Raw genomic sequence first — 12,268 nt, forward strand, 5'->3', positions numbered from 1 at the left:
TGAGCAAGTGTCACTCGTCATAGCCCGCGTGCCTCGCGACGGTCAAAGCCACTCGCACGCCTCACCGGGCGCAACCCAGCCCGGCATCCGGAAGCCGGTGTCGGTCACTTCGCCGGGGACATGGCATCGATCCACGCAACGACCTGCACCCAATGTCGCCCGACAGCATATTTCCGAAACGAGGCGGGTCCACCGTTCATGGCCGAAAGGTCCGTACCTTTTTCAAGGAGGAGCATGGCGATATTTTCGCGGTCGACGCCACCAAGTGCGGGCAGCCCATAACGTCCCGGCGTCGATGGGGCGATGCCGACCGAGAGTGCATACCGCACCATGCCGATGTCCCCGGCACTCGCCGCGATGTGCAGCAGCGTATTGCCATCGGCTGCCGCGGCCCTGGGATCGCAACCGCGCTCGACGAGCCAGCGCGCAATCGCTTCACCCTGCCAGCGCCGCTTGTCGGTACTGAAGTGGTTGAGCAGCAATGTCACAGGCACCCGCCGTGCCTCCGCGTCGTGATCCGCGTCGTCACTGAAGGTCAGCGAGGGATGCGGCTCGGTCGCATGCTCTTCCCAGATGCGTTTGACGGACGCGAGGTCGCCACTGCGGATCGCGGCGCGAAACGCACTGTCGATCTTCGCCTGATCCCGTCGCCCTGCCGTGTCCAGAAGACCCCGGGCGATCAATGGATCCACCAGAGTGATTCGGCCGTAACGCAAGGCCTCCTCCAGCAAGGAACCCAGATACGGTCGAAAACCAAGCGTTTCGTCGGGAAGCGTATGCGTGACCGGCGCACCGAGTTCGATCATGCGACGCATGGCTGCGTCATCATGCGATCCCTCATTGGACACGGCTCGAAAAAGGATCTCTCCGGCCTCGGCTGAGTCGAAACGGAAGCCCTCCGCCGCCATCGTCGTGACCGCTTCCTGGGAGAGATGAATCCACCTGTCCGCCCTCCCGACCTCGTCGATGGCGCGCTCGAACTCGACCACTTCCGGCGGCATGCCCACGTAACTCCCCAGAAAGTCCTCGACCGTATGAACGTCGTGACCCACGGCGATCGTGACCTTATAGACCGGAAGGTCGGTCACCGGTGCATGATAGACCGGTCGTAACGACCACAGGTTCGTCGTTTCGATGCGGCGCACGAGCGCGGCCGCGGCGGCAGGTGACACGCGATACGCGTGGCGCCCAGAGACGTCGGCGTAATCGGCGCCTTCGTAGATGACGCTTCCATCACCCCGGACTTCGATCCGATAAGAAGGGCACGCGCCATAGCACTGCCCACGCGACAGCGACATTCGAATGTCCGCGAGTGGCGCTTTCGGAGCCGGAACGCGACGGGCAGGACGTTCCACCTCGGCCACCGTCTCCGAAACGATGGCGGTCACCGGTGCACCATCGACTTCGAAGGGCGCATACCGCCAGTGGGCCAGTCGCCCCAGGAGCGCGCGCCGGGAAACCGCCATCGGCGATTCGCCATCCAGATTCGCTCCCGTACTGAAGCAAGTTACGCGCCCTTCCGTGTCTATCCGGAGCAACAGATCAAATCCCCATCGCTCCGCTTTCGTGCCGAAGGGATAGTCGATCAGGGGCGCGGGAAACCTGCGATGGGATGCAGTGTCTGACTCATCGACTGGGTGGCCAAGCAGTTGCTCGGGCGAACACGGACCAGGCGCCGCGGCCCTGACCGTGGCCGACATGAAAAGGAAACTCAGAACCGCCGCGTACCGCATACGTCCGTGCATTCGTTGTTCTCCCGCGCCGCGCGTGGCGCACCTGCCGATCTTCGCACGATCCTGCGAGCATGCGCAGGCCACGCTTGCACGGTTTTACGGCCAGGTGCTAGCATTTTCCCCGCTACCCCGTCGGGCGTAGCCGTAAGCGTTTACGTCAACCAACGCGCATATCTGGACAGACCGGCTCCCCGTGAGCGGCTGTTCGCTGCGCGGAGTGTGTGACGTGAATATGTTTACCCAACGCTTCACCGGGAACCTCTCGTTCCTGTCTGTTGTAAAGCGGCCGGCATCGATCGCCCTGCTTCTTTTCCTTCTCGTTGGATTCGCCGATGGCGCCATGCTGCCGTTCTTCGCCTTATGGGCGCAGGGCGAAGCCAGTATTCCCGTGGCGTGGATCGGCGTGCTCTTCGGCTGCTACGCGGGCGGAGAGATTCTCGCGACACCTTTTATCGGCGGCATCGCCGACCGTATAGGGCGACGGCCTGTACTGCTTTGCTCGACACTGGGCGTCGGACTTGGATTTGCGATGCTTTATTTTTCGCATGGGGTCTTCCAGGCCGCGTGTGTCCTGCTCTTCATCGGCGTAAGCGAGAGCGTCCTGCATCCGACGATTGCCACCGTTATCGCGGACACCATTCCCGGCGAGAAAACACGTTCCTACTTCTCCCTGGCGCGCGTGATGTCGAACATCGGGCGCGCCGCCGGCCCGGCCGTCGGGGCCGTTCTGGTCCTGCATTCCCTCGGAACCGTGTTTCTCGGATCCGCAGTTGCCCTGTTCGCGTGCGCCTGCCTTGTCGCCCTGGCGTTGCCGGAGACGCGCCGCGCCGGTTCGTTGGCGGACGATGACGATGACGATGAAGAGGGGCTCGCCTCGCTGCTTCCCGCTTTCCGCGATCGTCGCCTCGCCGGTCTGCTGGCCTGGGTCGTCCTGTTGGAGATGTCGAGCAGCTGGATCGAGGCCGTGCTTCCTCTCTATGCGCACGGCGCGCACACGCTGACGCCATCCGGTGTCGGCAGCCTGTTCACCTATGGCGCGCTGCTCGTAGTCGTCTTCCAGTTTCCGCTTACCCGCATGACGCGGAACGCGTCGGAATCGACACTGATCGTCGCCAGTGGCGTCGTGCTGACGATGGCGTTCGTGGCGCTCATGCTGTCGTCCGGTTTGACCACACTGATCGTCGCGATGACCGGCTTCGCTTTCGCCGACATGTTATTCGGGCCGCTCGTTCCCGCCGCGGTCAATGCCATGGCCCAGGACGGCAACCGTGCGACCTACATGGCCGCTGTGTCGGTTGCGAACGACATCAAGGACACCGTCGGGCCCGCGACCGGCACCGCGCTGTTTGCTGTCGGGGTGCATGTGCCCTGGGTGGGAGGGATGGCGGTCGCGGCGCTGGCGGCGTGGGGACTTGCTTCATCGATGAGACGCTCCCGGGGTCAAGACCGTCGTATCCCATAGCGATCCCTCGCCCGCTCGAGCGCCCCGTCGATTCCCTCCCGACGCCATCGTGCACAGACCAGGGCATAGGTGTGGACGAGCAGACCGGTCAGCGCTCCCACGCACAGAGCGAGAAACGCGAGATCAATCCAGCGGTCCAGTTCGATCGCCCACTGCGGTGGGTGGGCGTGACGTGCGATTACGTGAAGGGTGCCGGGATGCACAGAAGAGACCTGCCCTGCTTCGCCACCCCGATAGTGGGCCGCGACGCCCGGCATGGTTACGCGAAACCGGCCACCCGCCCGTCCCTGCCACCCCGCGATTCGTCCCCGGACCGGCGATATTCATCCCAACAGGCGCGACAGCACGGACTACGCGGCGCAGGATCGACGGCAACCAAAGGAGACCGATCATGAACCGCCGCACCCTGCTGAAGACCGCTCTCATCCTGCCCCTGCTGCCCCTCGCGGCCAAGGTGGACGCCTTCGTCACCGGCGGCGGTCGCTGGCTGAAACCCGGAGCATCCGGCTGGCCGACCGATGCCGACTGGGACGCGCTGAACCGTCAGGTGGGTGGCCGTCTCTCGATACCGAAGAACCCGTTGCTGGATCCTGCCACCCGCGAAGACGCGCTCGCCCACATCGGCAACCAGTTCTACGTCGGCGATCAGCCGGGCCTCACGCAGACCGGCGCCTACTACCGGGCATGGACGTCGACGCCCAGCGCCCGTGTCCTGGCAGCCGAGAGCGCCCAGGACATCGCCACGGCCATCGCCTGGGCACGTCGACGCCGGGTGCGCCTGGTCGTTCGTGGCGGCGGTCACAGCTACCTCGGCGCGTCCAACGCACCGGACTCCCTGCTCATCTGGACCCGCCGGATGAACACCGTCGAGATGGTCGACAGCTTCGTGCCCAAAGGGGCTGCTTTCGGATCTATCGGTGTACCCGCGGCCCACGTCGGTGCGGGCGCCATGTGGATCGACGCGTACCACGCGGTAACCACGGTAGGCGGTCGCTACATCCAGGGCGGCGGCTGCACGACCGTCGGGTGCGCCGGTTTCACCAACGGCGGCGGCTTTGGCAGTCTCTCGAAGGGCTTCGGCACCGGTGCGTCAAACCTGCTGGAGGCGGAGGTCGTCACGGCGGACGGAAAGATCCGCATCGTCAACGCCTTCCAGGATCCTGAGCTGTTCTGGGCATTGAAAGGCGGTGGCGGCGGCAGCTTCGGCGTCATCACACGCCTCACCTTCCGCACTCACGATTTGCCCGAACGGATCGGCGGCGTCCATGGACGCATCGAAGCGGATAGCGATGCGAGCTTCATCGCACTCGTCGCGCAGGTGCTTCGACACTTTCGTGAGTATCTGTGCAACCCGCACTGGGGTGAGCAGATCGAATTCCATGGCGACCGCCACATCGATCTCTCGATGTTGTTCCAGGGACTCAGCGAAGACGCGGCGAAGGCGGCGTGGCAACCCTTCCTGGAGTGGGTTGCGGGCCGACCGGCTTACACGTGGGTAAAGCCGTTCTGGCTGAAGGCGATGCCGGCGCGGCACTTCTGGGACCTCGCTTTCTACCAGAAGTACGGCCTGACCTTCGCTGTGCCGGACGACAGGCCGGGCGCGCCCGCTCATCACATGATGTGGGCGGGCGATAAGGAACAGGTGGGAACGTACATCCATGCCTATACGTCGGCATGGCTGCCTTCGCGTCTGCTTCAGGACAATCAGGTGGAGACACTGGCCACGGCGATCGTCGAGGCATCACGCGAGCTGGGCTTCTCGCTGCATTTCAATAAGGGGTTGTTCGGTGCTTCCGCGGAGACGCTGGCGCAGGCACGCGACACTGCGATGAATCCCGACGTGCTGGACGCCTTCGCCCTGGCCATCATTGCGAACGGTGGTGCGGCGGTTTTCGAGGGGCTGCCCGGCATGCATCGGGACGATGCGAAGGCGCAGCAAGGTGAAGACGCGACGCGGAAATCGTATGCGCGCCTGACGCGCGTCGCGCCGGGTGCGGGCGCGTATTTTTCCGAAAGCGATTTCTTCCAGAAGGACTATAAGAAAGCGTACTGGGGGACGAACGTACCTCGACTCGCGGCGGCCAAGCGGAAGTACGATCCCGAAGGAATATTCGGGGTGAGAAACGGGATCGGCTGAGGCAGGTGCTATCCCGCCGCGCGCGGATCAGTCGCCTCACGAGTTCCGCGCAATTCGCACGCGAGCTCATACGTGTGCGCTTACCGCCATCCGAGCAAGGCGCTTAGGCGCCCATCAAAAATGGGTCGATTACCGGAGTACTCTGCTAGCTGACCTGAACCGATGGCGTCGAGAACCATCGGTCAAAATCGCCGTCTTTATAAAGCGATGCAGACTCAATCTCGGAGGCTGGGATCACCTTCAGCCATTCTGTAGCATCGAAGGATTGAAGTGCACCGTACCGAGCCAGATTTTCCACGAGATCGGTACGTTCCCGAATCAATTGGCGACCATAATTCTTCACCCCCGCGATAGTCGGCTCATCCGGGGATGCCTCCGACATCGACCTCACCGCCCTCAGCACGCGCACGAGTCTGGCTATGTCTCTGATCTCACTATCCAACGACGCTTTTCGATCAAACGCGCGCTTTAATGAGAATGCCCTGTATTCCGTTCGAGTCTCCGGCAAGAACTTCAGCGAATCTTTGTCTCGTGTTATGGAGAACGCCGGAATTAACTGGATGTGCACCATAGCGGATTCATGCACCCCACGAATTCCGGAGATCAGACCGCAGTGAACCTTCCTCGATTTGAGGCAAATCATGACGAGTGAGTCATCAGAGACAGCACGGCGAACCAGCTCATCGAGAGCGGTGACGTGCTCGGACATCTCGCGCCAGTAAGTCCACACGCTTACACGCCTGCTATCAGCTGGTGCCTTAAGGCGTTTCCGCCACCACAAGTACCCATTCGCCGCATGCCCAAAAAACGCTGCGAGCATGATCGCCCCGAGGAACGTCATGCTGTAGGGAACGGGAATTGCCTGGTGGAACCAGTCCATCAATTCGCGAAACCGGCCCTCTGAGGGAAGGTGTCGCCGTAGCGACGCGGCTATGGCGAACGCGATGCAGCCGATGCTGAAGCCTGCGATCACGCATGAGAAAAACAGCCGCTGTCCATCTGCGCGCGCCAGTCGAAAGCGCGTTCGATAGAAAATTGAGTTAAAAATGAAACCCGCCGCGAGCAGCGGCAAAATCCCTACTAGTGAAGCGCCACTAGATGTGCCCAAGTTCGCGCTTCCCTGTGAAAAACTTGCCGCCGATATAAACGCCTACTTTTTTCGGAGACGCTCTATCGATTGCATCGCCTTTTTGCCCTCAGCCTCTGAGGTGTACAGGCCAGCATTGCCACGCACGTACAGGGCATCGCCCGAGACACGCATGGCCCGATCGCGTGCGGTGGCGACCTCTTCTCGCGCGAAACTCTGAGCAAGTTTGACCAAGCTATCGACTCGCTGCTGGGTGCTCAACCCGAGACCAGCCTTCGACTGAGAGTCGAGTAACTTGAGTGTCGCTTTCTTAAACGTTTTGAACGTCGCCATCGATGCTCCTCCCAGCGACACTTTGCGCGCCGCCACTTGGTATTTCAATAGGCTGGGGGCTCCACCGGCAGCAAGGATTCTCTGACAGTAACGTCGCCGCATAGAAAAAAGGCGCTGACCAGAGTCAGCGCCTTTTTAGAAAACTGGTAGCGGGGGTAGGATTCGAACCTACGACCTTCGGGTTATGAGCCCGACGAGCTGCCAGACTGCTCCACCCCGCATCAGAGTCAGCAAGTATACGGACATGGCCGGATTCTTGCAAGCGTTCTGCAACAAATAATCGGGAAAGTTCGCATCGGCTCAGAACCAGGGCGTCACCCCGCCCTTATTCGCCACCCTCCCCGCCCGATACGCCACTACGGTCCCAGCCCATGGAACCGATCCTGTGGGCGAAAGACGCATAAAAAAGGCGCGGACCGAGGTCCGCGCCTTTTCCGTCATTCATCGGGCGACGTCAGCCTCAGCTGGCGAACGCCTTCTGGCACCAGGCAAGCAGCGGCGACCAGGTGAAGCCCAGCACGAGCAGCGCGAGCGCGTTGATCGAGAGTACCCAGCGCGACGGCGCGTCGGCGACGGCACGCACGTCGGTGCCTTCCACCGGTGCGTCGAAGTACATGATCTTCACCACGCGCAGGTAGTAGTACAGGCCGATGATGGCGAACACGGCGCCGACCAGGGCCAGCCAGAGGAAGCCCGCGTCGACGGCGGCCTTCAGCACCAGCAGCTTGCCGAAGAAACCGAACAGCGGCGGCACACCAGCCAGCGAGAACATCACCAGAAGCATGAGGAACGCATACCACGGCGAACGCTGATTGAGCCCCTTGAGGTCGTCGATCTCTTCGCACTCGAAGCCCGAACGCGACAGAACGATGATCATGCCGAAGGCCGCGGCGCTGGTGAGCGCATAGCTGACCGCATAGAACATCGAGGCCGAGTAGCCTTCCGGACCGGCGTTGACCAGACCCAGCAGCAGATAGCCCATGTGCGAGATGGTCGAATAGGCCAGCAGGCGCTTGAGGTTGGTCTGCACGATGGCGACGAGGTTACCGATCGCCAGCGAGAGCACCGCCAGCGTCGCCAGCATCATCTGCCACTGCGGCGCCAGGCCGGTCGCGCCACCGGCGATATCGCCCATGCCGGTGGACAGCAGACGATAGGCCATACCGAACGCCGCCAGCTTCTGCGCCGAACCGATGAAGATGGTCACGGCGGTCGGCGAACCCTGGTACACGTCCGGGATCCACATGTGGAACGGAGCCGCGCCCAGCTTGAAGCCGATCCCGACGATCATGAAGACCAGGCCGAACAGCAGCAGGGTCTTCCATTCGGTGTTGACGATGGCGGCGTGGATCGTGTGCAGGTCGAGGCTGTGGGTCGCACCGTAGACCATCGACATGCCGTACAGCAGCATGCCCGAGGCCAGCGCACCCAGCACGAAGTACTTGATCGCCGCTTCCGACGACAGCTGCGAATCGCGGTTCAGCGCGACCAGCGCATACGACGAGAGCGTCAGCAGTTCGAGACCGAGGTACACCGTCACCAGGCTACCCGCGGACACCAGGAACATGATGCCCACCGTGGCGAAGATGGTCAGCGTGTAGAACTCGCCGAACGGAATCGCCCGCGCCTTAAGGTAAGGACGCGCATAGACGAAGATCACCGCGGTGATCAGCAGCGAAAACACCTTCAGCACTTCGGCCACGCCGTCGCGGATGAACATGCCGCTGAAGGCGGTGATGCTGGTGTCCGGCTGACCGCTGACGACGAGGTACGCGCCGATCACCAGGACGAGGATGGAAAGCCAGTGGACTGCGCCCTTCTGTGCCGGCGAGAGCCACGCGTCCATGAGAAGCAGGACGCAGGCCGCCAGCACGAGGTAAACCTCGGGAAGCAGGATCAGGATGTCGTTGATACCAGGCATGGATAGTTCCCGCTCAGACTTTGGTGATGGCCAGCTGCTCGACGATCCGAGCAACCGAGGCATCCATCAGGTGGACCAGCGGCTCCGGCCAGATACCGAAGACCAGCACACCGGCGGCGAACGCGCTCAGCATGAAGATCTCGCGACCGTTGACGTCCGTCAGTTCCGCGACGTGCTTGTTCTTGACGTCGCCCCAGAGGACGCGCTTGACCATCCACAGCGTGTACGCCGCGCCGATGATCAGCGTGAACGCGGCGAACAGCGCGATCCACGGGTTGGCACTGAACGAGGCCAGGATGACCATGAACTCGCCGACGAAACCGCTGGTGCCCGGCAGGCCGCTGTTGGCCATGGCGAACAGCACGTAGAACGGGGCGAAGATCGGCATCACGTTGATGACGCCGCCGTAGTCCTTGATCTGGCGGGTATGCATGCGGTCGTACAGCACGCCGATGCAGCTGAACATCGCGCCGGAGATGAAGCCGTGCGAAATCATCTGGACCATGGCGCCCTGCATGCCCAGGCGCGCGGCCTCGACATTGTTCGACTCACGCACCAGCAGGAAGGCGATGAAGATACCAAGAGTGACGAAACCCATGTGGGCGATCGACGAGTACGCCACCAGCTTCTTCATGTCCTGCTGCACGAGCGCGATGTAGCCGATGTAGCAGACCGCGATCAGGCTGAGGACGATGACCAGCCAGGCGAAGTGATGCGACGCGTCCGGCACCATCGGCAGGCTGAAGCGGAGGAAGCCGTAGCCACCGATCTTCAGCATGACCGCCGCCAGCACCACCGAACCGCCGGTAGGTGCTTCGACGTGGGCATCGGGCAGCCAGGTGTGTACCGGCACCATCGGCACCTTGATGGCGAAGCCCAGCAGGAAGGCGAAGAACAGCCAGCTCTGCTCGGTCATCGTCAGGTGCACGTTGGCCATGTCGGCCATGGCGAAGCTGCCGCCGGTCTTGTGATACAGGTAGATCAGGCCGATCAGCATGAAGATCGAGCCGAAGAACGTGTAGATGAAGAACTTCAGCGTGGCATATACACGGCGCGGACCACCCCAGATACCGATGAGGATGAACATCGGGATCAGCATGGCTTCGAAGAACACGTAGAACAGCAACGCGTCCGTCGCGCAGAACACGCCGATCATCATGCCTTCGAGGATCAGCATGGCCGCCATGTACTGGTGCGGCTTGTTCTGGATGACTTCCCAGGCTCCCACGATCACGAGGATCTGGGTGAAGGTGGTCAGCACGATGAGCGCGACGGAAATACCGTCGACGGCCAGCGAGTAGTTGATGCCCAGTGACGGAATCCAGCTGAACGATTCGTTGAGCTGAAGCGTACCGGTGGAGGCATCGTAGGCAGGCAGGAGGGCAAGGCTGGCGGCGAAGGTGGCAACCGCGACCAGCAGCGAGATCCAGCGGGCGAGACCCGGACGACCGGCGCCGGCCAACAGCACCGGAATGGCGCCGACGACCGGGAGCCAGATCAGCAGGCTGAGCAAGTGATTCGACATATAGCTCGTTTCCCTTATTGCCCGATCAGCCAGTACCCGCCGAGGAGCAGGATAAGACCGAGGATCATGGCGAACGCGTAGTGGAAGAGGAATCCGGATTGCAGGCGACGGGTGCCGCTCGCGATGCGCTGTACGAGGCCGGCCGAGCCGTTGACGATGGCGCCGTCGATGATGGCGGTATCGCCCACCTTCGAAAGACCTTCGCCCAGCTTGACGCCGCCCTTCGCGAACACCGCGAAGTAGAGTTCATCGATCCAGTACTTGTGGTCGAGCAGGTTGAACACCGGCTTCAACGCGTTCTTCGCCTTGTCGGCGACGGACGGGTTGAACAGGTAGACGTAGGTGGCGACGACGAAGCCCGCGAACGCGATCCAGAACGGCGGCTGCAGGAACCCATGCAGGCCGGCCGCCAGCGCACCGTGGAACTCGTGACCGAGTTCGCCGAGCACGTTGTTGGCTTCGTTGACGTGGATCGCCTTGCCGAACCAGTCGCCGAACAGCATCGGACCGACCGTGAAAGCACCGATCAGGATGGACGGAATGGCCAGGAGCACCAGCGGTACGGTGACGACCCACGGCGACTCGTGCGGTGCATGCTCGAGAACGCCCGGCGTGTGATGGCCGTGATCGTCGTGCGCGTCGTCGTGGTGGTCGGCATGGGCGTCATGACCGTGGCCATGCGCCTTGTGCTCGACGGTGAAGCGCTCCTTGCCATGGAAGGTCATGTACAGCAGACGGAAGCTGTACAGCGAGGTCACGAAGACGCCGCCCATCACGCAGAAGTAAGCGTACGTCGCACCCCAGCGATGCGACTCGCCGACGGCCTCGATGATCGCGTCCTTCGAGTAGAAGCCCGAGAAGAACGGCGTACCGGCCAGAGCCAGCGAGCCGATCCACATCGTGATCCACGTCACCGGCATGTACTTGCGCAGGCCGCCCATGTAGCGCATGTCCTGCTCATGGTGCATGCCCATGATCACCGAACCCGCGCCGAGGAACAGCAGCGCCTTGAAGAACGCGTGGGTCATCAGGTGGAACACGGCGCCGCTATAGGCGGACACGCCGAGTGCGACGGTCATGTAACCGAGCTGCGAGAGCGTCGAGTACGCGATGACGCGCTTGATGTCGTTCTGCACGATACCGATCAGGCCGGTGAAGAAGGCCGTGGTCGAACCGATCACCAGGATGAAGGAAAGCGCACCCTCGGTCAGTTCGAAGATCGGCGACATGCGCGCGACCATGAAGATACCGGCGGTCACCATCGTCGCCGCATGGATCAGCGCGGAGATGGGGGTCGGGCCTTCCATCGAGTCCGGCAGCCACACGTGCAGCGGCACCTGGGCCGACTTGCCCATGGCGCCGATGAACAGCAGGATGCCGATCACGGTCGCGGCGTCCCACGCATGGTTCTGCGTGATCTGCAGCGTCTTGCCGACCAGCTCGGGAGCGTGGTCGAAGGCGGTCTGGTAGTCCAGCGTCCCCATGAAGTACAGGATGGCCGAGATACCGAGCAGGAAACCGAAGTCACCCACGCGGTTGACCAGGAATGCCTTGAGGTTCGCGAAGATCGCGGTCGGACGCTTGTACCAGAAGCCGATCAGCAGGTACGACACCAGGCCCACCGCTTCCCAGCCGAAGAACAGCTGCATGAAGTTGTTGCTCATGACGAGCATCAGCATCGAGAAGGTGAACAGGGAGATGTAGCTGAAGAAGCGCGTATAGCCCGGGTCTTCTTCCATGTAGCCGATGGTGTACAGATGCACCAGCAGCGACACGAAGGTCACCACCACCATCATCATGGCGGTGAGACGGTCGACCATGAAGCCGACCGACGCGTGGTACTTGCCGATCTCGAACCAGGTGTAGATGTCCTGGTTGAAGTTCTGCGCACCGGCGAAGACCAGCTGGTAAAGCACGTAGAACGAAAGGGCGCAGGAGATGCCGACACCGAGGATGGTCGCGGTGTGCGCCCCTGCCCGGCCGATCACCCGACCGAACAGGCCGGCCAGGATCGAGCCCACCAGCGGCGCCAGTGCGATCGTCAGCAGGATTGAAAGCGAGAGACTCATC

The 12,268-nt window shown here is 62.3% G+C and carries 8 protein-coding genes and 1 tRNA gene; 2 read left to right on the plus strand and 7 right to left on the minus strand.

The features are described from left to right. Positions 1-104: 104 nt before the first annotated feature. Positions 105-1,466, minus strand: a complete 1,362-nt coding sequence (locus FA85_RS02685; protein WP_036112238.1) for an ankyrin repeat domain-containing protein — start codon at positions 1,464-1,466, stop codon at positions 105-107. A gap of 499 nt (positions 1,467-1,965) precedes the next feature. Here FA85_RS02685 and FA85_RS02690 point away from each other — a divergent pair, with 499 nt between their 5' ends. Continuing rightward, a complete protein-coding gene (locus FA85_RS02690) occupies positions 1,966-3,195 on the plus strand; it encodes an MFS transporter (RefSeq protein ID WP_051943474.1) in 1,230 nt (409 codons plus the stop codon). Between the two features lie 391 nt (positions 3,196-3,586). Next, positions 3,587-5,332 (plus strand): FAD-dependent oxidoreductase, encoded by a 1,746-nt coding sequence (locus FA85_RS02695; RefSeq protein ID WP_036117352.1) that lies wholly within the window; start codon positions 3,587-3,589, stop codon positions 5,330-5,332. 145 nt (positions 5,333-5,477) lie between these two features. Here the strand turns inward: FA85_RS02695 and FA85_RS02700 are convergent, their stop codons facing one another. The 6 genes from FA85_RS02700 to nuoL form a co-directional block, all read right to left on the minus strand. Then, entirely contained in the window at positions 5,478-6,440 is a 963-nt protein-coding gene (locus FA85_RS02700; protein WP_156108703.1) for a DUF6338 family protein, read from the minus strand. Positions 6,441-6,482: 42 nt separating this feature from the next. Next, a complete protein-coding gene (locus FA85_RS02705) occupies positions 6,483-6,752 on the minus strand; it encodes a hypothetical protein (RefSeq protein WP_036112231.1) in 270 nt (89 codons plus the stop codon). Positions 6,753-6,896: 144 nt separating this feature from the next. Beyond that, a tRNA-Met gene (locus FA85_RS02710) sits at positions 6,897-6,973 on the minus strand. Positions 6,974-7,212: 239 nt separating this feature from the next. Continuing rightward, positions 7,213-8,673 (minus strand): NADH-quinone oxidoreductase subunit NuoN, encoded by a 1,461-nt coding sequence (nuoN, locus tag FA85_RS02715; RefSeq protein ID WP_036112228.1) that lies wholly within the window; start codon positions 8,671-8,673, stop codon positions 7,213-7,215. A gap of 13 nt (positions 8,674-8,686) precedes the next feature. Beyond that, positions 8,687-10,198: an NADH-quinone oxidoreductase subunit M gene (locus FA85_RS02720; protein WP_036112225.1), complete on the minus strand. Its 1,512-nt coding sequence runs from the start codon at positions 10,196-10,198 to the stop codon at positions 8,687-8,689. Between the two features lie 14 nt (positions 10,199-10,212). Next, on the minus strand, positions 10,213-12,267 hold the full coding sequence (gene nuoL, locus FA85_RS02725) for an NADH-quinone oxidoreductase subunit L (RefSeq protein WP_036112222.1): 2,055 nt from the start codon (positions 12,265-12,267) through the stop codon (positions 10,213-10,215). Between the last annotated feature and the right edge of the window lies 1 nt (position 12,268).

It is taken from the genome of Luteibacter mycovicinus (assembly GCF_000745235.1).
Classification (GTDB): domain Bacteria; phylum Pseudomonadota; class Gammaproteobacteria; order Xanthomonadales; family Rhodanobacteraceae; genus Luteibacter; species Luteibacter mycovicinus.